The sequence below is a fragment of the Aliiroseovarius sediminilitoris genome, from assembly GCF_900109955.1.
In the GTDB taxonomy this organism is placed as follows: Bacteria; Pseudomonadota; Alphaproteobacteria; order Rhodobacterales; family Rhodobacteraceae; genus Aliiroseovarius; species Aliiroseovarius sediminilitoris.
The window spans coordinates 1,101,756-1,123,126 of the sequence record NZ_FOJB01000001.1 but is presented as its reverse complement, the minus strand read 5'-3'; the positions used below and the strand labels follow the sequence as shown (position 1 = coordinate 1,123,126).

At 56.3% G+C, this 21,371-nt stretch carries 21 protein-coding genes; 10 read left to right on the top strand and 11 right to left on the bottom strand.

Annotated elements, in window-relative coordinates:
* Positions 1-119: 119 nt before the first annotated feature.
* The 9 genes from BMY55_RS05610 (at position 120) to BMY55_RS05570 (ending at position 7,719) form a co-directional block, all read left to right on the top strand.
* On the top strand, positions 120-1,268 hold the full coding sequence (locus BMY55_RS05610; RefSeq protein WP_407639009.1) for a lytic transglycosylase domain-containing protein: 1,149 nt from the start codon (positions 120-122) through the stop codon (positions 1,266-1,268).
* The gene (locus tag BMY55_RS05605; RefSeq protein ID WP_091429032.1) at positions 1,265-2,044 is read left to right on the top strand and encodes a type IV secretion system protein; all 780 of its coding nucleotides are present in this window, start codon (positions 1,265-1,267) and stop codon (positions 2,042-2,044) included. The genes BMY55_RS05610 and BMY55_RS05605 overlap by 4 nt, the downstream gene beginning before the upstream one ends.
* Positions 2,045-2,048: 4 nt before the next feature.
* A complete protein-coding gene (locus tag BMY55_RS05600) occupies positions 2,049-2,699 on the top strand; it encodes a virB8 family protein (RefSeq protein WP_091429031.1) in 651 nt (216 codons plus the stop codon).
* A gap of 3 nt (positions 2,700-2,702) precedes the next feature.
* Positions 2,703-3,398, top strand: coding sequence for a TrbG/VirB9 family P-type conjugative transfer protein (locus BMY55_RS05595; protein ID WP_091429029.1), 696 nt, complete (start codon positions 2,703-2,705; stop codon positions 3,396-3,398).
* Positions 3,391-4,707: a TrbI/VirB10 family protein gene (locus BMY55_RS05590; protein ID WP_177179295.1), complete on the top strand. Its 1,317-nt coding sequence runs from the start codon at positions 3,391-3,393 to the stop codon at positions 4,705-4,707. Before BMY55_RS05595 ends, BMY55_RS05590 begins: the two co-directional genes overlap by 8 nt.
* A 2-nt stretch (positions 4,708-4,709) precedes the next feature.
* Positions 4,710-5,705: an ATPase, T2SS/T4P/T4SS family gene (locus BMY55_RS05585; RefSeq protein ID WP_091429025.1), complete on the top strand. Its 996-nt coding sequence runs from the start codon at positions 4,710-4,712 to the stop codon at positions 5,703-5,705.
* Positions 5,698-5,889, top strand: coding sequence for a DUF4177 domain-containing protein (locus tag BMY55_RS05580; RefSeq protein WP_143064286.1), 192 nt, complete (start codon positions 5,698-5,700; stop codon positions 5,887-5,889). Before BMY55_RS05585 ends, BMY55_RS05580 begins: the two co-directional genes overlap by 8 nt.
* A 9-nt stretch (positions 5,890-5,898) precedes the next feature.
* Positions 5,899-6,897: a type IV secretion system protein gene (locus tag BMY55_RS05575; RefSeq protein WP_091429021.1), complete on the top strand. Its 999-nt coding sequence runs from the start codon at positions 5,899-5,901 to the stop codon at positions 6,895-6,897.
* Positions 6,898-7,011: 114 nt separating this feature from the next.
* Entirely contained in the window at positions 7,012-7,719 is a 708-nt protein-coding gene (locus BMY55_RS05570; protein ID WP_091429020.1) for a uracil-DNA glycosylase, read from the top strand.
* Positions 7,720-7,853: 134 nt separating this feature from the next.
* On the opposite strand, the gene BMY55_RS05565 is transcribed toward BMY55_RS05570, so the two are convergent.
* The 10 genes from BMY55_RS05565 to BMY55_RS05520 form a co-directional block, all read right to left on the bottom strand.
* Positions 7,854-9,866, bottom strand: coding sequence for an ATP-binding protein (locus BMY55_RS05565; RefSeq protein WP_091429018.1), 2,013 nt, complete (start codon positions 9,864-9,866; stop codon positions 7,854-7,856).
* Positions 9,853-11,142 carry an SIR2 family protein gene (locus BMY55_RS05560; RefSeq protein ID WP_245744656.1) on the bottom strand — a complete coding sequence of 430 codons (1,290 nt, stop codon included), beginning with the start codon at positions 11,140-11,142 and terminating at the stop codon, positions 9,853-9,855. Before BMY55_RS05560 ends, BMY55_RS05565 begins: the two co-directional genes overlap by 14 nt.
* Positions 11,143-11,315: 173 nt before the next feature.
* Positions 11,316-12,596 carry an MBL fold metallo-hydrolase gene (locus tag BMY55_RS05555; RefSeq protein ID WP_091429017.1) on the bottom strand — a complete coding sequence of 427 codons (1,281 nt, stop codon included), beginning with the start codon at positions 12,594-12,596 and terminating at the stop codon, positions 11,316-11,318.
* 182 nt (positions 12,597-12,778) lie between these two features.
* Positions 12,779-14,671 carry a type IV secretory system conjugative DNA transfer family protein gene (locus BMY55_RS05550; RefSeq protein WP_091429015.1) on the bottom strand — a complete coding sequence of 631 codons (1,893 nt, stop codon included), beginning with the start codon at positions 14,669-14,671 and terminating at the stop codon, positions 12,779-12,781.
* On the bottom strand, positions 14,664-16,472 hold the full coding sequence (locus BMY55_RS05545) for a relaxase/mobilization nuclease domain-containing protein (protein ID WP_091429013.1): 1,809 nt from the start codon (positions 16,470-16,472) through the stop codon (positions 14,664-14,666). The genes BMY55_RS05550 and BMY55_RS05545 overlap by 8 nt, the downstream gene beginning before the upstream one ends.
* Positions 16,459-16,968, bottom strand: a complete 510-nt coding sequence (locus BMY55_RS05540; RefSeq protein ID WP_245744655.1) for a hypothetical protein — start codon at positions 16,966-16,968, stop codon at positions 16,459-16,461. The genes BMY55_RS05545 and BMY55_RS05540 overlap by 14 nt, the downstream gene beginning before the upstream one ends.
* 255 nt (positions 16,969-17,223) lie before the next feature.
* Entirely contained in the window at positions 17,224-17,505 is a 282-nt protein-coding gene (locus BMY55_RS05535; protein WP_091429010.1) for a hypothetical protein, read from the bottom strand.
* The gene (locus tag BMY55_RS05530; RefSeq protein ID WP_091429009.1) at positions 17,492-17,716 is read right to left on the bottom strand and encodes a hypothetical protein; all 225 of its coding nucleotides are present in this window, start codon (positions 17,714-17,716) and stop codon (positions 17,492-17,494) included. Before BMY55_RS05530 ends, BMY55_RS05535 begins: the two co-directional genes overlap by 14 nt.
* Complete coding sequence (locus tag BMY55_RS05525; protein WP_091429008.1) at positions 17,713-17,916, bottom strand: hypothetical protein; 204 nt, start codon at positions 17,914-17,916, stop codon at positions 17,713-17,715. The genes BMY55_RS05530 and BMY55_RS05525 overlap by 4 nt, the downstream gene beginning before the upstream one ends.
* Positions 17,913-18,791 (bottom strand): ArdC family protein, encoded by an 879-nt coding sequence (locus BMY55_RS05520; protein ID WP_091429006.1) that lies wholly within the window; start codon positions 18,789-18,791, stop codon positions 17,913-17,915. The genes BMY55_RS05525 and BMY55_RS05520 overlap by 4 nt, the downstream gene beginning before the upstream one ends.
* A 552-nt stretch (positions 18,792-19,343) precedes the next feature.
* Between BMY55_RS05520 and BMY55_RS05510 the strand changes: the two genes are divergently transcribed.
* The gene (locus BMY55_RS05510) at positions 19,344-20,384 is read left to right on the top strand and encodes a class I SAM-dependent methyltransferase (protein WP_091429000.1); all 1,041 of its coding nucleotides are present in this window, start codon (positions 19,344-19,346) and stop codon (positions 20,382-20,384) included.
* 75 nt (positions 20,385-20,459) lie between these two features.
* Here BMY55_RS05510 and BMY55_RS05505 read toward each other — a convergent pair whose 3' ends face one another.
* Positions 20,460-21,371 carry a phospholipase D family protein gene (locus BMY55_RS05505; protein ID WP_091428998.1) on the bottom strand — a complete coding sequence of 304 codons (912 nt, stop codon included), beginning with the start codon at positions 21,369-21,371 and terminating at the stop codon, positions 20,460-20,462.

Here is a 21,371-nt window from a genome sequence, read left to right as displayed (position 1 = left end):
TTTGACCCTGACAGCCTGCGCGGAGTACCGGCCGTCAGAGGCAGAGTGCTTCAACTCGTTTGCTGAGGTCAGCCGCAGCGACTGTAATTTTGAGCTGCTCGGACCGATTGGTAGCCTGGGTGAATAGCTTCCGCCCACATATCCTTGCGGGCTTGGTTTCGCTGGCCGCGCCAATGGCCTTTGCCCAAGGTGTGCCAACCTTTGATGCGGGCATGTTCCTGCAGCGCGAGCGCGTGCTGCAGCAGGGCGAACAAGATCTGGCGCTGCAGTGGGATCGGCTGACCAAAGAGGAAGAACTAGAGGAGCTCGAGCAAGAGCAACTTCAAGCGCTGGAAGACATCCTCGATGTTTCAACACTTGCCAGCGGGAACTCTGGCGCACTGGTCGCAAGCTTGGAGGCAGGGTCTTCGCCGGAAAGAGCGGCTGAAGTGCTCTATGGCACTGACGACCCGAACCCCGGCGCAGCTCAGATGTTCGGCGATGCCTCCGGCTCCATCGAACAGCTGATTATTCGCGCCGCTCAGGAAACGCACCATATGTCTGGCGTGCGCGCGGCGGGTCTGTCGCCTAAGCAATGGCGCTGCCTGTTGCAGGCGCTGATCTGGCAGGAAAGCCGCTTCACCATCGGCGCGCGCTCCCCTGTCGGCGCTTTTGGCCTGACCCAGATTATGCCCGGCACAGCGCAGGATCTCGGGATCTATCCAGCCTACTACGAAAACCCCTACATCCAGGTCACCGGTGGCGCGCGCTATCTGGCGCAGATGCTGGCCATGTTTGATGGTAACATCATTCACGGTCTGGCGGCCTACAATGCCGGTCCCGGCAATGTGCAGCGCTACAGCGGCGTGCCGCCATTTGCTGAGACCCAACACTACGTTCAGGTCATACCTGAGCGCTACAATCTCTACCTTGCCCGCGTCGGTGGCGTTGATGCGCTTGGCACGATTGATCCCGTTCTGCTTGCCAACTCCACCATGAGCCTGACCTCCTTCGGCGCGGGGGTATATGGCGACTACTCATTGGTCTCAGTTCAAGCGGCCGCGCTTCGGGTGCAGGACATCATCACCCGCATTGGCGAGACAGATGACATTCACGCGGCCATGTCGCTCAACACCTACGCGCGGGCCGAGCTCGCTCGACTGATCGCAATTCGCACGCGCCTCAAGGCCGCCCATACCCGTCGGCTTAGCGCCGCAGAACTGGCCATGGCGGCCGCTCAGGCGCGAGAACAAGACTTCATGCAATTCGATCTGGAGGCACTCCGATGATCCGCTTTCTATCCACCGTTGCCACTTGCACGTTGCTGGTTGCTTCACCTGTGTCTGCCCAAGGCGTTCCGACGGTCGACACGCGCAACATCGCGCAGGAAATTCGTCAGCTGCAGCAGATGCTGGAGGATTTCGGGATCCAGACCGACCAGCTCGACACGCTTCTCGAACAGCTCGATCTGGTGCAGCAGCAACTCGACACGCTCAATGAGACCTACGCTGCCCTGACCGGCGCAACGGATATCATCGAGATGGCCATGGGCGGTGATCTCGATGGGCTTCTAGACCAAGAGTTCGGCGATCTTCTTGGCACCATCCGCCAAATCCAAAGCGGTGATTTCAGCGGCCTGATCGGCAACGCAGCCCCTCAGATGGAAGGCCGCATGACACAGGCGCTCGAAGATGCAGGTTTTGACCAAGACAGCCTGTCCGACATGGCCAGCAGCGGCAATCCAGGCGCGGAACGCATCGCCAGCCAGGCGGGTACCGGGGCGGTGATGTCGGCAGCGGCTGAGAACAGCTATGACGAAGCTGCGCAATCCCTCGAACGGGTCGAACAGCTGGTTTCACTGATCCCCGATATGGAAACGCTCAAGGAAGCCGTCGATCACAACACCCGCGTCACAGCTGAACTCGCGATCGCCATGACGCGCATGTGGGAACTCGAAGCAATTCAGACCGTCGGCGCGGGCCAATCCGGCGTGGTTGATGCCGCCACGCTGGCCGAAGAACGTCGCTACATGGATTTCACCCTGCCAGACCTGCGCGCGGAATGACCTTATGAACAGCGAGGCAGAAATCATCGAAGAAGAACTCGTCTACGGCGCACGACGACGCGAGCTCATGTGGCAGAAACTGGGGCTGACAGGCATGGCGTTTGGCATGGCAGGTTGCCTCGCCGCCGCCCTTGCGGCCCTGCTCGACGTGGACCCGCCACCCATGATCGTGCCCTTTGATAGCGAAACCGGCATGGCCCTCCCCAATGCCGTGGTTGAAGCGGTCTCACTCACGGAACGCCCCGCTATCATTGAGGCACAGGTCTATCGCTATGTCATTGATCGAGAGACGTACAATCAGCTCGACAACGATGTGCGTGTGCGGCGGGTCCTGGACCAGTCGGACGGCGCGGCCGCCGCAGGGCTGCGCGCGCTTTGGACAAGTGGCCACGAAGCCTATCCGCCCGACAGCTACGGCACAGATGCCCGGCTTGATGTCGAGGTTCTGTCGATCACCCACATCAGCGCCAACCGTGCCCAGGTGCGCCTTCGCAAGCGGCTCAACTCGCCACGCGGCACGCAAAACGGGCTCTTCACCGCAACGCTGATGTTTGAGTTTCGGCCCGAGAATAGCCGGTCGATCGATGATGTCTGGCAGAACCCCTTCGGCTTCACTGTCACCGAATACGCGATCCGCTCGGATCGTTTGGAGTAACCAATGCGCCGCCTGTTCCTGATCCTCGCCTTCCTTGTTCCGCTTGCTGGCACCGCCTTTGCCGAAACCCAGCCGCGCCAAGGTCCTTATGATGCCCGCGTCCGGCTGGCCACCTATCAGGATGGGCAGGTCTACCGCATCCGCACCAGCCAAACACATGTGACCAGCATAGAATTTGGCCAAGGCGAGACCATCCGCTCGATCATTGCAGGCGACACTGAAGGGTTCCTTTTGGACGGCGTGCCCGGTGGGCAGGCCTTTGCGATCAAGCCGGTCACGCGCGGCGCGCATACAAACATCACCGTCTACACCAACCGGCGCAGCTATTATTTCAACGTGACCGAAGCGAGCTCACCGACCTTCTATGTCATTCGTTTCACCTATCCAGAAGCGGCACCACGGCAATCGCGGGTTACGACAAACCAGCCAGCAAACCACGCCTACGGCGTCAGCGCGCGATCCGAGATAACGCCGCGCGAGATTTGGGATGACGGCACATTCACCTATTTCCGTTTTGCCGCGGACGCACCGCTTCCCGCGATCTTTCGATGGTCTGGGGGCAATGAGCGGAGCGTGAATGCGCTCGCGCGGCCAGACGGCGTGATCCGCGTGTCAGGTGTCAGCGATCGATGGGTTCTCAGGCTCGGCGAGGACGAGATTTGCGTGCAGGAGATGAGCGAGGCAAATCACAATGAGTGAAACGGCTGAGTTGAAGAAACGCCTAGAAGCAATTGAAGGGGCTACACAAAAGATCCCCAAGAGTCCGTCATTTCTGACTATTGCCCTCGCCATCGGGGGCATCGTAGCCCTCGGCAGCCTGTTACTGCTGTTTTCCGGTGGCTCTGAACAGGACGCCCTTGAAACCGCCTCACCGGATGAATTCCAAGCGGCGGGTCCGGGGTTTGGTGCGCTCGAGCCAACCCCTGCGCCAATTGACACTTCTCCGCCGCCAGCGGTGTCAGAACCAGACAGCGAGACAGAAGAGCTGCGCGCGCAAATGGACGCTATGCAATCCGAGCTTGAAGCGCTGCGCAACGCGCCAGCACCTGAGGCCCCTGCTGTCGACACGGAGGCGCTTGATACCTTAGGCGCAGAGATCGATGCCCTGCGCAGCGAGGCAGCAGCAACGCAAGCCGCCTTGCGCGAGGAGTTGGAGGAACGTGCCCGGCAAATCCAGCGACTGCAGAATGATCTGGAGCTTGCGCGCCTGGAAACCCCGCGCACGCCCGCACCAACTGGTCCCACGGCCGAAGAACTGCGCCTTCAGGACCTCGAGCGGCGGCGGCAAGCAGAACTTGAGGAACTCCAAGCCCGCATCGCCAGCCCAATCATCGCCTTTGGCGGCACCGGAGGCGGCAACAATGAAACCACCGCGCAGCAGCGACGGCTTGATGGCGACACAGATTTTGTTCGCAACGGCGCTGAACCTGCTGAGGTGACGCAAGCCCAGTTGATCGTGAACCCGTCAAACACCGTTGTTCAGGGCACGATGATCCAGGCCGTGCTGGAGACCGCAATAGACAGCTCGCTCGCCGGTCAGGTCCGCGCGATGGTGTCTGAAGATGTCCACGCCTATGATGGCTCACGGGTTCTGGTCCCGCGTGGCGCGCGTCTGATCGGGCGGTATCAATCTGGCCTCGATATCGCGCAACAGCGCGTGACCATCGCCTGGGATCGGATCATTCTTCCCAGCAACCAGACCGTCGAAATCAGCGCCTTCGGTGGCGATGAACTGGGGCGGTCCGGCACAACTGGATTTGTTGACAGTCGTTTCGGCACGCGGTTCGGGTCCGCTGCTCTGATATCTCTGATCGGAGCCTTGCCCGCAGTGGCTGCGCAAAACACTGAAGATGAGATCACCTCAGATGTGCTCGAAGGAATTGGCGAAGACCTCCAGGACAGCGCGCAAAGCGTGATTGGCGAATATCTCTCCGTCTCGCCCGTGATCTATGTCGATCAAGGTGCCCGCGTCACCGTGATGGTCGACCGTGATCTGGAGATTTTCTGACCATGGCCGCCAGCTATCTGCAAAGCTCGATGGACAAGATCCCCGAGGCGCGTGATCCCAAGCTGATCGAGCTTTGTATCAACCCCGACGGCACGCTGTGGGCGGAATTTCAGGGGGATCGCTTTATGCGGCGCGTCAATCGACAGCTCTCACCCAATGAAATCAAAGACCTTGGCAATCAGATTGCTTCCGCCGCGAACACCACGCTCAGCCGAACCAAGCCCATTGTGTCAGTCAGCATCATCTACCGTGACCGCCCGATCCGCGCTCAGGTCATCCAGCCTCCCGCCGTTGATGGCGGTTACGCGATTTCCTTGCGGTTCTTCGCCGACCTGCCATTGGACCAGATCAAACTGTCCTACCTGTTCGGAAAAGAGCGCAGCAATGAAGGTGCAAGACGCAGGCGCAATGCCGAGCTAAGAGATGTCGTGGCCACCGGTCAGATCGACGCCGCGATCAAGTTCTGCGTCACACACAAGCTCAACATGATCGTGTCCGGCGGCACCTCGACGGGCAAAACCGTTACTGCGCGCAAGATCCTCTCATTCGTGCCCGCTGACGAGCGCATCATCACCATCGAAGAAGCCGCTGAACTGCGTCCGAGGCAGCCCAACGTTGTCACACTGATGTCTGACCGCGATGAAGCTACCCGCAGCGCTGATGTCCTGCTGACCTCGACTCTGCGCATGCGACCTGACCGCATCGTCTTGGGCGAAGTACGTGGCAAGGAGGCCATGACCTTCCTCGAGGCCATTAACACCGGCCATGGTGGCTCACTAACCACGCTACACGCCGAGACGCCTCAACTAGCGGTCCAGCGCCTCGCCATCGCCGCCCTGAAAACCGATGTGCCCATGACCTATCAAGACATGAACGACTACATCACCCGGTCCATCGATGTGATCATTCAAGCCGGTCGCCATGAAGGTGCGCGCGGCATTACCGAATTTTACCTGCCGATTGATCCGGCCCATTCAAAGGAAACAGCTCATGTTTGAATACAAGATTGAACAGCTCAACACCGCCAAGACAAAGTCTCCAAAGATCGAGGCGCAACTGACTGCTCTTGGTCAGGATGGCTGGGAGCTCGTCTCGGTCGTGCCGGATTTCGATGGCGAGCACATCCTGAAGGCCTTCCTGAAGCGTGACATCTGGCGTGTCAAACCAACCGAAAAAGCATAGGAGCACCCAATGGGCGTCGTCACCTGGATGGTCGAGACAACCGACAACTTTCTGGACGACGCAGCCCAAACCACTTTTGGCAACGTCGCCAGTCAGCTTGGCGGCGTCATCGCTGTCGCTTCGACGCTCGCCGTGATCGGCGTGTTCATCAATATGGTGTTTCAGTACAAATCCATGGACGGGCGGACCGCCTTCTGGTTCGCGCTCAAACTCATGCTCATCTCGCTGTTTGCCATGAACTGGATCCAATTCAACGCCGTGGCTAGCGCGCTGATCGATGGGCTCGACCAACTCGCGGGCGGCATGGTGGCGGGGCTTGGTGGTGGCGGGGCTGGCGCGGCCTATTTTGCTAGCGCCTTTGATGACCTCATCGAAGAATTTGGCGACTACCTGAACGCGGCCGGTGACAACATGCATTGGATGGCCGGAGCCCTCATCGGCGCAATCGGTGCATTCCTCCTAGGCGTCATCGGCGCGCTCTGCGGCCTTGTCCTAGTTTTCGCGAAGATCATGCTGGCCTTCATGATCGGCATCGCCCCAATCATGATCGCACTTTCACTGTTCGATGTCAGCAAGGACTATTTCCACCGTTGGCTGTCCAGCACAGTATCCTACGCGCTCTACCCCCTCGTGATCGCGGGCGTGTTTTCCACCGTTGTGGGCATGTCGCGCTCGCTCATGACCGAACTCGGAGATCCCTCCGGAGCGAGCAATATCGGCGCGCTGGTGCCCTTCTTCATGATGATGTTCCTCGCGGGCGGCATGATCATCGCCACCCCTCTGATCGTGCGTTCTATTTCAGGCAACTTCATGATGGCCGGACCGCCGAGCATTCCAGGCCCTGGCGGTTTCGCAAAAGGGTTGATCGGCACCAAGGGCTCGCGAGCGAGGGCGCGGTTTGGGACCAGGTCGAACGCTGAAATTGCGGGAGCTGGGATACGGCAGGCAGGCGGTGCGACTGTTTCGATGGTTCAGAGGGTGGCTGAACGGACAAAGCGGCTGGAATAGGTATTTCGGCCAAACCAGACCTTAGTCACAGGCAAGCATGCTGTGGCGGAGCTTCGCCAAAGCTGCCGTTCGATCCCTCTTTAAATCTGATCCGGCACATGCCAAACAAACTCAATGAGTGTTGATCAGTTTATAGCCCAACTACGAGGACGAGCGGCCACCGAAAACGTGGCAAATCCATACAATTGTTACGAACCGGGTATCGACACCTCACAGGAAGCATTCTGTCAAAGATGCCTCCAGTTGGCCGCATATCTGCGGCATCGACAAGAAACTGCACGGATCATCATGGTAGCAGAAGCGCCTGGGTATCAAGGAGCGCGGTTCTCTGGTCTGGCAATGACCAGTGAACGGCTTTTGTCCGGAGGGCTGAACTTCGTCACAGAACATGACATCCTTGGTCAGGATGGTCTATTTGAACGAACTAGCCATATCGATGCGTCAGCTAAAGATGCAGTTCGGCAGGGCGGCTTCGCCGAGCCAACAGCAACTGTTGTTTGGCAAGAGCTAATGGAGACAAGGCAATCCCGCAATGTGGTTCTCTGGAATACCTTTCCCTTCCACCCCCATCAGGAGGCCAATCGATTATCAAATCGGAAGCCGACCAGAGCGGAGATAGCGGCCAGTGCTCATTTCCTTGTGGAATTGAGAGCTCTGTTTGCCCACAACTGTCACCTTGTCGCCGTTGGTAATGTTGCAAGAGATCACCTCCAAGATCTAGGCGTGCAGGCAAATGCTCTGCGTCACCCAGCCAACGGCGGTGCGGCTCAGTTCAGAGCACAGTTCCGTGAAATATTGGGACTTGCTGATGCCCCAAACTGACACCGGTCCCAACCGGAGCATGAGCGGAGCGGCTAATGCCGGAGTGCAGCTTTCCTAAAGCTGGCCTTGATCGATAGCGCAGCAATAATAGAACTATCGTGTTACCATTTTTTCAGAAATGGGAGTCGAAGAACCTACTCTTTCCAATGCAAACTCGGATTCTGGGGGACATACCAAAGATCACGAACCTGAGTGTCATCACTGTTGGGCGTGGGATCAGCATCTCTGACGCGGAAGGTGGTCGGAATTTTTACAGCACTTCCGAAAATCAGCGCGTGCTGTTTTGGTAGCGACGGCAGACGCTTCAACACGGTTTCCGAGATGAATGGCGTCATCTGCTTGATCTGCGAAAGGTCATCGGGATTCTGGATGCGATGAATGACGAAATTGTTACACTGCGAGAGAACCGTCTTCGAGAGCTCACTCGGCCGTTGTGAAGCCACAATCAAGAAAGCCCCATATTTCCGGCCTTCTTTGGCAATCCGCTGAAAGGTGATGCCTGCGTCAATGGCGAAGCGACTTGGACGCTCGGAGATGTAACGGTGCGCTTCTTCAAGGATCAGATGAACAGGCATCTTATTTCGGGGCGTTGCTCGGCGCATCCGATCGAAGATCAGCCTCGCAACAACGGCGGAGGCAAGTTCCACGATCTCGTCGGAAGCGTCGTTCAGGTCAATGATGCAAAGCTGCCGCTGTTTCTGGTAGCTCCCCCCATCTCTGGCAATGCCCAAGAGGCGGTCCACGAAATAGGTTGGCTCCCTATCATGATCTTCTAAATTCTCGACCGACGCCCGCAAAAACTCAAAGTCAGGGTTATCGGAAACTGACTTTAAGCGCGTTACCATCTGCGAGCAATAATCTCGTATCTGTTTGTTTCCGTTTGCTTCCTCATAGTGAAGCGCCAGATCGAGTGCTGCCTGAAGCCTATCGAATGTGAAGGGCTTGTTCGCATACGTTGGTAGGACAGGTTCCTCCTGGACAAAATCCGATAAAAACTCTGCCAATCCCTCCGCGTCAGCGAGTTGTCCATAGTTCACGCCAACTCTATGCCTGATAGCTGCGATGCTGATTTCTTGCGTATTGAAAGACGCAAGAATCGACAAAACACGGTCCGACTTACTGGCGCTGCTGGCATCACTTTGCAGGATCGCCAGGACAATTTTGGCAAGAACATGATTTTGGATTGTCGCGATACCATCGTTGTCTTCTACGACACCGTCTTCCTGCTCTGCGAATAGCGTGGTGAGGCCGAGTGCAGTCCTAAGCGCGGGCTGCTGTGATCGCTCGCTGGCGCGCAACAGGAGAGCCCATTCATCGACTGTCATGAACCAATGCGGCAGCCGGAAGCGGCTTATTTCTTCGTTCCCTAAAATGCTCCTCGTTGAAGCCTCGATCTCTGCACCTGGATCGGTGGCTTTGAGGTAGCTCGAATTGATCGACCATGGCAGGTTGTCGAGTGCTTGCCGATACTCGCCGTTGACATCGAATATCACAAAGGCCGCGCCAAGCGCTCCAAAGTCGTCAGGCTTCATGAAAACCGACTGGAAAATCGAAGCTACAGTACAAGATTTTCCGCTTCCGGTATTTCCAAGAACAGCGACATGCCCACCGAAAAGCGCGTCAAGCTGCGCCTTCACAGGATAATCCTTGAAAACCGCTGACGTGCCTATCTCGATTGTATGAGGAACTGTTCCCTCCTTTTCAGCCCCCTCAGCATCCGTCTTTGTCTCCCGATCTGCCGGTTGCTCGACGTTGAAGATGCGGTCTAGGTCTTCATCACGCGCATAAAGGGCATCTGCATAAAGTGGGGGAAAGGTTGAGACGCCGAATTTGAAAGAGCCTCCTTGGACAGGCATGGAGCCGACTGGAACCACGTCAAGGAACTTTGCCGCTGTGGCTTTGTCCATCTCTGCTGCGTTGCCGTAGGCTGGTGAAAAATCTTTCTCTCGGAGGCCGATAACCTCCAAGACGGCATACTCGGATTGGGTAGGCACCATCAGATACGATCCCAATGTCGCGACGTAATGGACATCATCAAAACCAACGACTGTGAAATTATCGCTGCCCCTATGCAGCTCGACGACCAAACGATCCGCCGAAACGCTGACGATCTTACCTATGGCACGACTCGCCTCATCCCTCGCCATTTTCGCCACCTTGCTGCTTGGTAAGCAGCTTCTTGAAAACTTTCTCGATGGCTTGCTCTTCTTTCTGATCCGCACTCGTCGGCATTAAATCCTGCACGATGCTGTCGAAATAGTGCGCCTTTTTGCCCGTCTCTTCGTCGCTGCCCCAGATGAACCAAATCCTCGGGTCTCCTAGTGCCACCAGCTCTTGCGTCACAGGATTGCTGGCGTCTTCAGGATTGAGGAACGCGATCAGGCGAAAGCCCGGGAGGGTTAGACCTTGAAAAATGATGTTGTTGATGTGCTCGTCCCCAAAGCTGAATCCAATGACGAAGAGGACGCTCTGGTCTTGAACGACCTGCCGCTGAAACTCACGGAACATGTCTGAGTATGGCGAGCCAAAACTCGCCGTCTGTTTCGAGGGCGTCGGATAGATCATAACACGGTCTTGAATAGGGTCGAGCTTGTCGGCAGACTCTCTGATAGGGAAAAGGCCAGCGTTCTCTTCCGTCCAGTTTACGGAGCCGTGGAGCTTGCAGAAATGCACATATCCATCGACCGCTGCCCACCTCTTTGAAGAAATATCGAGCTGCTCAGCCAAGGCACGGCGATATGTGGAAGGGTTGAAGCGGCGCTCGACCGTACCCGCGAACCCGTTGGAGTAAGGGATGCCGGAACGGTCCATTGCCCGCTCGTTGAAGAGGTCGTAATTGGTGGTGAAAACCCAAGGAGGCGCAAGACCACGGGATCGAGTGGCCAGCGACTGATAAAAACGCCGGTACAGCGTCACTATTGTTTCGTCGCCTTTTGCAAACTGTCCTTCGGTGCATTTCTGAAGGATGAACTTTTTGACGCCAGCAATGACGGTCTCGACGGTTGCTAGTGCTTCCTGAAGCTCCCCCTTGGCGCTCGTCTTGCAAAATTGCTGCGCCATCATCAGAACTTCCATCAGCCGCTCTAGGTTCTTTTGGAAGTCTTCGTGCGTGAGGTCGATACCAAGCCTGTCTCTGAGCGCATCTCCTTGTTCAGGAGTCACAAAGGCACCAAACCCAGGGAGACCAGGCATACCCTGAAGCGTTGCCTGAAACTCTGCCGCGAGCGGCCCCATAGTCGGAATGCCAAGCTCATTTCCTTCTTGCATGTAGGATGAGCAACCGGACCCAATGAGAAAAGACAGGTTCTTGGAGCCAAAAACCTCTGCCAGATGCCGCCGGATAATATCGGCGCGATCATCAAACCCTGCTTCAGGGGTAAGTTTCGCGAACTCGTCTTTGCTCCCTTTTCTAAAATTGATCAAAAAACCACTCCAAGTGAATCTCGCTCTTCTCTTTACCAACTTACGGTAGCGCAGGAGCTCAAATGTTGTAAGGCTGCTTTCGGTTGCGTGCCTTAATCACAGGGAGTTGTCACGATTGGCGGGCTACCGCAGTCGTCCATACGCAATTGTCGTAATCCTAGCTTCAGGCTTGACTAAGGCGTGCCTGTCCACACGTATTCTCGAACCGAAGTGGTTTCGTTGGCATTGACCACGAGCAACATAGCTCCTTCTGACGCAACAGATCGCGTTACGCTTGCGGCTGGATGTTGCCAATCGTTCACTTCATCCGCAGCGACCGGGCAAAAGCTCGGTTTCGTTGACGTCAATAGCTTTTGATTGAAATCTCCCGCAGCGCCGTGATGCGGCAAGGTGAGTGTCGACACCTTGTCCAAATGGTCCTTGAAATGCGCCAGGAGGGCGTCACACTTGGCATCCTTTGACAGCTTGGCATCCCCAGTTGCTAACCATGCGATCCGTTGGTGACCCAAGTTGGAAACCCATGGGCCATGCTGCACTTGACAACCATGCTCGACCGCGACCGAAGCAGCGGGACCTGAGTAGAGGCAAAGGGAAGTGCGGTTGAGATTTCCGTGGCAAGATTTGAAGGCAGACTGGAGTTTGTCCGCGTGATTGGTAATAAGATCTAGACTGAAAGAGCTGTCTGAAAGACGGCCCTCAAGTTCGGCCACAGTAATATGCAATTCGTTGGCCAGGTTAGTTAAGAATAAATCATTCTTGGCTGTGATTTCTTCATCAACATAAGGCGCGATTAGCCATGCGTCTTGCCAGTTCCCAAACTCAAAGACCTTTATGGCTGAGGTGTCGGGTATAGCTACGATTTGAGGGCGGTCAGCATCTAGTGACCGGACGTCTGCGGAGCCCTGCCCAACCAGTTTCCATGTGTACCCGCGGCCCTCACCAGATAGATAGGGACCGCCATCCAATGGGCTGTCGTCAGGCGATCCACTGCCCGGTGCCCCTCCATCCCCACGCCCGACGAGCAGAATGTTCCTGGGTCCAAAGCGCGAAACAGCAGCAACTGGATCTACGATGAAATCCTTGAAAAAATTAGACTCGGCTGACGCTGGATCTTCATAGGCAGTTGTCGCGAAAGAGAGCAATCTTTCCTTCATCTCAATCATTGGCATCATGATCGTGTCGACTTTGAGTTTTCCGTCAGTCACGAGTGCTTCTATGCCGTTCACATGATCTGCATGCATATGTGAGATTACCAAAAGATCGAGCCGCGCTCCGTCACCAACAAGCGCGTTCAGCTTTTTGATTTCCCGGTCTCGCTCGAACGCGAACTTGTTCATGGCGCCGCAATCGTAGACGTAGAAGAACCTCTCTTCGGCCTCTGGGAAACCAACCCAACCCGCGTGGAAAAAACCCTGACCCACAGGCATTTGAAATCTGGTATTTTCAATTTTCATAGGGACAAAGCTCCAACTGATGGCTTCTAAACGCTATAAGATTGCTGATCTATTGGGAAGAAATCGTGATTGAGAATTCGCTTTGTCGTGCAATTTTGGTGGGGTGTGAGCTGAATAAAGGTCCGCTTTCGTTTACCCTAAGGCTGCAAACTATGCTCGCAGCAAATGTCCGAATCCGCCCGTCATCCTCTAGCAGCCTCTTCCATAAATCGTTTCACCCTTTCAGTTCCAGTCTGATACTCATCCAAACTTGCCTTTTCGCCTGACACAGCCCCCCGTTCTTCGTTAGCCAAACCGTCGATCTCTTCGCGCCGCTTCCCGCCGCCGTCAGAGCCCTCATTTGAAACTGCTCTCGGCACCTCAAGCGCCCCAATCTTCGCCTCGAGCGCCTTTATCTGGCCTTGCAGCCCGCGCATTTGGTCACCGGCGGACGGATACGGCAGATCGCCGGTCTGCTTGTCGAAGATCTGCTTAAAAAACCGATCCTCATAGTATTTGATCCGCTTGGCCCGCACGGGCATTTGCGCGTCTACCACTAGAACGATGTCATCCAGATCCATGCGCCGCGCCTCATCCTCTGGCAGCAAGGCGGTTTCTTCGGTCCGTTCAGACATACTGCGCCCGGCGAAAGGGTTGCGGCCGACCGACCGCGAGCGGGTCACGACGCGCTTGGTGGTTTTGCCGACGGCTTTGCTGAGCTCTTCGATAGTCTTTTCATCCGAGGGGGTTAGGTAGAGCTTGATGCCTGCGTTGCCCTGCAAGGCGCGGCGGGCATTTTCGCCATAGATCTCGTCCAACGCCGGGATCGTTTGGGTGACGATCGCGAGATTGGCGCGGTAGGACCTCAGTGTTTCGATGCTGTCGAGCACGATCGGCATTTTGCCAAGGCGATTGAACTCATCGAGCATGAGCATCACCGGCCAGGGCTCGTCCTTGCCGGGTTCATGATCCTGAAGCGATGCCAGCAGGTCCGAAAAGAAAAGGCGGATAAGCGGCGCGAGGGGTTTCACCATCAGCGGCTCGACCACCAGGTAGACCGAAAACGGTGTCTTGCGGATATCGCGGAAATCGAAGTCAGACGTTGCGGTTGCCCTATCGATCGCAGGGTTCGACCACTGCTTGAGTCCAGATGTCATCAAGAGCGACAGGTAAGAGGTCAGCGTGTCGTTATTGGTCGAGGCCATGCGCATGAAGATCAGCTTGGCGGCTGGGTTGACCGCTTCATCGGCGCGGCGACGGTATTCTTTCTGCTTGTCGCCGCCTGACGCCGTGATGCGGTAGATCTCGCCCAAGGTCGGCCGCTTTCGTTCAAACGCCAAAAGCCCTGCCGCCACAAATAGGTCAATGCCGCCATCAAGGAGCCCTTGGACCCGGTCGTTATCCGCTTGCAGGAACAATGAGGCCAGCAGCTGCAGCTCCATCTGCTGGCGGTCGACATTTTCCAGCGCCGATATGCGCAGCAAAGGATTGTAGCGGTGTGATCGGCCATCCTTCCAGTCAGTGGGTGCGAACCGAAAAACCTTGTCGCCCTGCAATGCTCTGTGACGCGCCGTCGCCTCGAAGTTTTCACCCTTCACGTCGAGAACCACAGCACTGCCCTTATAGGTCAGTAGGTTCGGGATGACGAAACCCGTGGTCTTGCCGCGCCCGGTCGGAGCCACAATCAGGGCGTGGGGAAAGACTTTAGACATGACAAAGGGTCTGCGGCTCCGCGGCTTGCCCATTTTGCCGAGGACAAACCCGTGGCCAGGCTTGCCGAAAAAGCCGTTCCTCTTCATCTCGGACATGTGTTGCCAATGGGTTTCCCCGAATTTGGTCAGCGCATCGTTCATCAAAACTGCGCTAAGCAAAACACCTCCCCCGGTGCAGATCCCGACAAGCAAGTGAACGATCTGCATATCGCCTGGATGGGTCGTTTGGAGAACCCCATAGCTGCGCGCCAGCATCAGGAAATCGATATCGGCCCCGACCCCGAACCAGCGGAATGTCAGAAAGGCCGACGCTAGAACATAGCCCAACACCGCTCCCAAAAGGGCAAAGCTCATGACGCCGAGTGCGATCCGCGCCTTACCCATGCGTCACGCCCTTTTCGCCGTCGGCATCGACATGCCGCTCGCGTTGAACATCAATTTCTTCATTGGCGATCTCATCAAGGACATGCTCCATTGCCATACTGTTCGCCAAAGCGGCATCGCTCTGCAGATAGGCCTTGGCCGCATAGAGCCGGTCCAGGCGGTCTTCGATATGTTCCTCCAGCGTGGTCTCGTCGCCAATTGCTAAGTCCGGGGTGCTAACTTCACCGACCAGTTCCTCCAGCTCAGCACGCAAGGTTTCGCGCTCCAGATCGCTGCGGAAAGGATCTGCGGTCGGGTCGTCCCTCAAACGGCTCAGGATATAAGCGATGGTCGGCGGCAGCCGGTCGATGATGGCTTCCTGCCGGTCGACCTCCACCGCCCCACTGTCTTTTAGAACCTCAGCATCTGCCAACACATGGCCCAGATCACTGTGCACCTGGTCAAGGCGGTCGATCGCTTTCTCGAGCTCATCGGCGCGTGACAGATCAAAGCCGACCTTCTCGGCAATCGCATTCAAATCCTGTCCAAGCCATTGCCGCTCGAGCGCGGCATTGCCCGCGCCGATTTCAACGCGGCGCGTCACCTCTTGCGCGTCAATTCCAGTGCCTTTCAATGCCTGCTGAAGACGTTCGGAAAGAGCTGGATCCTGCAAAAAGCCTTGGGCGTCGGCCTGAATGTTCGCGGCCGAATAGATCCCACTTTCGGACGCGTCTTCGAGCAAGGTGTGGGACTGCGTTCCCATTGGGCTCAGATGCGACAGAGAGCGATAGATGTCGTTCAGCTCATGCTCGAGCGCCGCGCGCCGCTCTACCGGCGCGTCCGCCACAATGCGTTCGGCCTGGTTGATCTTGTCGTGAAAGGCATCCACGACCTCATCAAAGGAATGCTGTTCTTCGGCCATGCCATATACCTTTCCATCTGCTTCAATCGGTTTGCCCTGCGCCAAAAGCGTCGCGGCTTTTTCCAAGGCCGCTGCAATGTCATGCTGGTTCTCGCGCGAGGCCTCGGCCGCCAGGCCGCGATAGAGCCACGAGTTCTGGGCGACTTCAGCCAAGGCACGATCGAGCTCTGGTCCGACGCGCTCACGCTCGGTCAGTTTCTGGCCGGTGGCTTCTGCGCGACGCTGGTCAACATCGCTTGGCCTCTTCGTCGTGATCCCACGCTCGAGCTTTCGCGTCGCCTCAAGCCGCAGCCCATAGCGGTCAGACACCTCCACCATCGCCTCGCGAAAACTGTCGTAGTTGAAGTGGTGCCCTTCCTTTAGGAAGAAGAACTCGCCGTCCTTGCTGCGCCGGTTCAGAACGATATGCGCGTGCGGGTGATCCCGGTCCTCATGCACGGCCGCGATATAGTCGAAGTGGCTGCCTTCGCCTTGAAAGAACCGCTCACAGATCTCGCGCGTGATCTCGGCAACATCCTCGCCGCGCGTGCCAATTGGCAAGGCCATCAAGAGATGCGAGGTATGCCCCAGTTTGGGATGGAATCCCTCATTCCACTGCGCTGAAAGCCGGCGTGTGACCTGCTCGATCTCTTTCGCGGACAAGACGCTTTGGCCGTCATAGGTGCCACGGCTGTCGATGATGAAGCTCGACTTGGTGGTCAGGTACTCCAGCTGGTTGCGGAGTTGCGTTTTGTTGTGTGTGCCGCCGTCGCGAATGGCTTTGAAGATCGCGGGGGAATGCCCCATGGCAGCACGCGCCATTTGCTTGGCACGGGCGCGCGGAACGCTGCCGCGAATGCGGCTCCAGTCGCGATCGAAAAAGGCCTCCTGCGCGGCGGCAACGGCGCTATTCCGAGCCATCGGCAAAGCCTCCCAGCACGCGGGCAACCTCGCCGGACAGCGCGCTTCGGCGACGCTGCGCCATGTCCTGAACCTGGTCGGCGATATCGAAGATCAGCCCGGCCAAAGCGCGGACCTGAGCATGGGCGGAATTCCCATAAGGCGGCGTCTTGCCCTGGCGCTTTGCCTCGTTCAGGCGCTGCGCAATTTGGTTGATGTTGTTGCCGGTGCGATTGAGCGAAGCCGATAACCCCTGCATCTGGTTCGCCAGTTCATCGTCGGGAACGAAGAGATCGTTTGAGGCATGGATCAAGCGCCGAAGCCCCTCCGCGCGGCTGGTGATATCATGCCGCGCAAGCACCGCATCAAAGTTCGCAAGCTCCTTTGGCGTGAGGCGGACATTCACCAGTTCGGAGCGCACGCGCGCATCAAGCTTGCGGCTTTGATCGGCCTTCAATGTGTAGAAGATGCTGCGGGTCGTGACGCCGAATTCGCGGGCCAGATCCTCGATTGGCACCCCTTCGGCACGCTTGCGCGCGATGGCAAAACGCTGGTTTTGCGTCAGTCGCTTGTGCCGTGGTGCGCGCGGTCGGCCCATGTGAAGTAATCACCCCTATTTCTTGCCAGCATCATACAGGCAGCCCTGTTATGGCACTTCGCCATAATTGATTCAATATTATAATATTGTGTCAACTGCTTGTATTCCGTTTGGAGCAGCCATCGGCTGCAACCGCCGGGCAAAGCCCGGCCGCATGCGCAAGGCATGGCACCACTAATCGTGGTTCCACGCCTCAGCATCGCCAAGCAATTGCAGCGCTATTGCGCGGGCCGCGCCTTCGGCGCTGGCATAGGTTTGATGATCGGGCAGCTCGTGCAGATCAAAGGGCTGTTGCGGGTCGTCCGGGGTCTCAACTCGGACATAGATCGCCCAGCCATCGATCAGTGCCGGATCGTCACAATACTCCTCCCCGCCATCGGGCAGAATGCAAAACCCATGCAGATGCACGCTGGCGCGCCCCTCTCGGGCCGCCTGCTCAACTTTAGAATACTTCATGGCAAACCTCGGTGCTTTCACTGATGAAAAATTTGCCAGGCTTGCCGTTCAGGCAGGTGCCATCATGACTGGTCAAACCAATGGCTGAGCCGTTCCGTGTGAAGGTGATGAGGTATTGCCCGAGGCAATCACACGTCACCACATACCCGCTGTTGACCCAGTGAACGCGGTTGCCCGCGTCCACTGCTGCTTTGATCTCTTCCAAAGTCATCGCAACGCCTCTTCGAGGATTGCGAGAGCCCCAAGACAATCGTCGATATAGGGCTGCTCTTCGCCGTCCAGATCATTGAGCTCCAACCGGTTCAAAACGGCGTAGAGCGTGGCGCGTGCTTCGCGGGCGGCGCTTCGCAAGCTCACTGTGTCTTCCGGACGCGCGGTCGCAAAATCATTGCTGTGATAATCAGGGATCATGCTGCCACCTCCTTGCTCTGACCTGCAGCTGCTAGGACAAAATCGGCAGCCTTTTGCGCATCAGACGCCGCGCGAAAAATAGCCCTCTTGTCGTCTTTCAATGCCTTCAACCATCCTTCGACATATGCCGCGCTTTGGCCAAACTCCGGCGCAACCCCGATCTGAGCGCCGAGGAAACAGGCTCCAATTTCAGCAACCAGCTCTTCAAAGGCATAGGCCTCACGGTTCGCAAACTTCTTGATGCGCTCCAGCCGCTTTTCGCTGCCGGTCCAATGGATCACCTCATGGGCCAAAGTCCCATAGTAGCCTTCCGCATTATGAAACGTGGCAATCGGCGGCATGTGGATATGATCTCTCGCGGGGCTGTAATAGGCGCGCGGGTCGTCGCTGGTGAGGATCTCCGCCCCTGTCCGGCCAAAAAACGCCTCGAGCTCCGGATCTTCCACCGTCCCAAGGTCGCGCGGGGCCTCGGGCCGGATGTAGTAATCCTTCGGCAAACCCTCGATTTGATCGGCATTGAACACGCGATAGGCGCGCGCATAGGGCAGTTCTTCCTCAATGCCCAATTCGGTCTCTCGGGTGAACGTCCCGTATTTGACCACGGTCGACGACGTTTCGCCTTTGCGGACTTGGCCGCCCAGCTCCTGCGCCTGTTTGTAGGTCATCCAGCGGCTCGAAACATAGCCATTCTTGGCCGCCATGACCCAGAGCATCAGGATATTAATCCCGCGATACTCCTCGCCATTGTGTCGGGTCGGCAAGGCAACGCCGGACGCGCTTCCGGTCCACGGCTTGCGCCAAGGCGGCGTGCCCGCCTCGATCTCTGCAATAATGGTGTCGGTGACATGGGCATAAACATCAAACTTCGGTGCCATTTGTGGCCTCCTCAATCAAAGTGACGCGGGTGAGGCTTCGTGCCCCCTTCCGCCGATGGGCTGCGCCTCGGCCACCTGATCTGACCGAATACACATGTATTCGGCGGAACAGAGTGGGAGAGGGCAAAGCCCGACCCATGGCCCTGAACGGGGCTGTCAATCGGCCACATTTGCGAAGAAAATGTCTGCGCCAAAATCAGACGCCAATTTGACCCGCGAGGAATGGCTCGCCCGCGAGACAGGGGAAATTGGTGGCTGATTTTGGGGATGGCCCAAGGTTGACCGCCACGGTCAGGGATGTTGGGCGGACCAAACAAAAAGAAGGATGCCTGGATCGGGGTGAGCGGGCCTGCGGCCCGTTGAACCCCGGTGCAGTCTATTGGGTAATGTTGCCCGCGCAAGAAAGCGCGGGCGCATTGAAATCAACATTCGCGTTTGATACGAAAGCTGCAAAGCTCAGATCACAACGCGCGCATCCGTTTCGCCTTGTCAAAATCAAGACTTCTGAATTGATGAGACAACAATTCTGCTGACAAAAGAAAGGTGACTGGGATGTCGCTCGAAAAGGAAGCATATGAGCAAAACTATCAACAGTTTCGCTCTCTAAACCAAATAATGTGGCAGATTCCAGTCTTGGCGATGACGTTGACCGGGGGGCTTTGGTTCGGCGTTTCCAAAATTGAAGGCAACCCCTTTTTGGCGAGCATCCTACTCTGCACCGCTGTCGTCGGAAATCTAGCATTTTCTGCGGTACTTTACCGGTTCCGCTTTGTCATGCGCTGCTATCTAGATGAGCTCAAGCGCGCATACCCAGTGGGGTTCGTAGACGCTAGTTCACCAAACGACGGAATGGGGCGGATAGCTAGTTTCTTCGCCGGAGAGCAGCGTGTTCGCCAAACATTCTCAATCTTGCTTTATTGGGCGGCAGGTGCAAGTTTCGTGCTGCTGTCGGTAGAGCTATACCAATGGAAAAGCGAAAGCACAAAAATGAATCGCGACGCAGGCATTGAATTCTACGACAGCCATGCCGCTGCTTTGGCAGACGGTTACGAAGCCATATCTTTTGAGGAAGCGTACCCGTTTCTTGTTACGACTTTGAGTGATGCTTCCCTTTCGATACTTGATATTGGCTCTGGAACCGGCCGAGATGCGTCTTGGCTAGTTCGCCATGGCCACAAAGTTGTGGCTGCAGAGCCGTCTGCATCTATGCGCAGAATTGCTGAAGCCATTCACCCCGATGATGCTATCGAATGGATCGACGCACGACTTCCAGAACTCGAAAACACGCGTTTAAAGCCCAACAGCTTTGACATAATCTTAGCTAGTGCTGTTTGGATGCACATCCCCCCGGAACAACGCAAGGCCTCTTTGTTACGCATAGGAGAACTGCTTTCCGACGGTGGCAGAGCGTTTGTTTCACTCAGAATTGGGCCGCAAGATGAAGATCGTGGGATGTACGAAGTCAACGCCTCTGAGTTTGAACACACCGCAGAGCAAGCCGGTTTCGAACTCTTTAGTCACGGTGATTTCGATGACCTTCTCGGGCGCGATCAAATAAGCTGGAAGATGTATGAACTCAGCATCCAGCAATAAAATCGGATCATACCTATAGTAAGTCAACCAGACTGTAAGTGCCCACGATCCAGGTCGATAGTGAACTCCGCAGGACTACACCGCGCGGATTACCTGACTGTACTGCGGCCTGATTACTTCAAACTTTGAGTTGCATCTGCTAGCCCAATCGAACAGGTTTGCCACGCCCTCCTTGATGCTCTTCCGATATGGCATAGGATCGTCAAGGAGTTGGTTGTGGAACAAAGATGTGACCTTCCCAAATGATAGCTCACCATATTCCTGCAATTGCACTTCAAGCCAAAAGCAAATTTGCGACGACTTGAAGCCTTTCAACAGCTCGTCTTCGGTCGCGCCTTTCTTGCTTCGAAAGCAATCTAGATCGTGCTCTATTGCCGTCGCTACAGCCGTCTGTGCTAGCAACTGATTTGGGTTGCACATTGGCAGATCGTGAAACCAGACACCGAGGGGTTGAGAACGAAGTTTTTCAGAAATTTCTTGGGGCCACTCATTCGACTGCGCATCCGTGTTGCCAACAAAGTTTCTCAAGAAGTCAGCCATCAATTCGACAGTTTTGACATCAAGCCAGTTTACGGAAGCGAGATAGTCCCGGACTTTGATCTTTTCAGTCTGACCGTATTCGAATCCAGTTCCGAACTCGTCGTTCTCGTAATGCGAAAGTGACATCCCCTTTGATGTTAGATTGGCACTACCAATGAAGATCTTAGAGTCTACGATATAGACTTTTCCATGCAGGTTCTGAGAAATTCCGAATGGAATATCAGCCTCCTCACAGAGGTAGAAGCACTCCAGGTCTGAAGCTCCAGCCACCAGATCTGCCGGCTGCCAACGAGATACGATCTTAAGGTTGCTAGTTCTACTTGTTTCAATAAGCCACTTGAGCGCATCGAGCTTAACAAATGCGCTGAGAACTATTACTTCTTGCTCCGCTGAGGACAAAGCATCCGCAAGTTCTCGTCTAAAAGCACCCGTTTCTAAGAGAAGCAT

Coding starts and splice junctions, on each gene's coding strand:
- BMY55_RS05605 (WP_091429032.1), top strand. CDS start 1,265: ATGATCCGCTTTCTATCCACCGTTGCCACTTGCACGTTGCTGGTTGCT.
- BMY55_RS05600 (WP_091429031.1), top strand. CDS start 2,049: ATGAACAGCGAGGCAGAAATCATCGAAGAAGAACTCGTCTACGGCGCA.
- BMY55_RS05595 (WP_091429029.1), top strand. CDS start 2,703: ATGCGCCGCCTGTTCCTGATCCTCGCCTTCCTTGTTCCGCTTGCTGGC.
- BMY55_RS05590 (WP_177179295.1), top strand. CDS start 3,391: ATGAGTGAAACGGCTGAGTTGAAGAAACGCCTAGAAGCAATTGAAGGG.
- BMY55_RS05585 (WP_091429025.1), top strand. CDS start 4,710: ATGGCCGCCAGCTATCTGCAAAGCTCGATGGACAAGATCCCCGAGGCG.
- BMY55_RS05580 (WP_143064286.1), top strand. CDS start 5,698: ATGTTTGAATACAAGATTGAACAGCTCAACACCGCCAAGACAAAGTCT.
- BMY55_RS05575 (WP_091429021.1), top strand. CDS start 5,899: ATGGGCGTCGTCACCTGGATGGTCGAGACAACCGACAACTTTCTGGAC.
- BMY55_RS05570 (WP_091429020.1), top strand. CDS start 7,012: ATGAGTGTTGATCAGTTTATAGCCCAACTACGAGGACGAGCGGCCACC.
- BMY55_RS05565 (WP_091429018.1), bottom strand. CDS start 9,866: ATGGCGAGGGATGAGGCGAGTCGTGCCATAGGTAAGATCGTCAGCGTT.
- BMY55_RS05555 (WP_091429017.1), bottom strand. CDS start 12,596: ATGAAAATTGAAAATACCAGATTTCAAATGCCTGTGGGTCAGGGTTTT.
- BMY55_RS05550 (WP_091429015.1), bottom strand. CDS start 14,671: ATGGGTAAGGCGCGGATCGCACTCGGCGTCATGAGCTTTGCCCTTTTG.
- BMY55_RS05545 (WP_091429013.1), bottom strand. CDS start 16,472: ATGGCTCGGAATAGCGCCGTTGCCGCCGCGCAGGAGGCCTTTTTCGAT.
- BMY55_RS05535 (WP_091429010.1), bottom strand. CDS start 17,505: ATGAAGTATTCTAAAGTTGAGCAGGCGGCCCGAGAGGGGCGCGCCAGC.
- BMY55_RS05530 (WP_091429009.1), bottom strand. CDS start 17,716: ATGACTTTGGAAGAGATCAAAGCAGCAGTGGACGCGGGCAACCGCGTT.
- BMY55_RS05525 (WP_091429008.1), bottom strand. CDS start 17,916: ATGATCCCTGATTATCACAGCAATGATTTTGCGACCGCGCGTCCGGAA.
- BMY55_RS05520 (WP_091429006.1), bottom strand. CDS start 18,791: ATGGCACCGAAGTTTGATGTTTATGCCCATGTCACCGACACCATTATT.
- BMY55_RS05510 (WP_091429000.1), top strand. CDS start 19,344: ATGTCGCTCGAAAAGGAAGCATATGAGCAAAACTATCAACAGTTTCGC.
- BMY55_RS05505 (WP_091428998.1), bottom strand. CDS start 21,371: ATGCTTCTCTTAGAAACGGGTGCTTTTAGACGAGAACTTGCGGATGCT.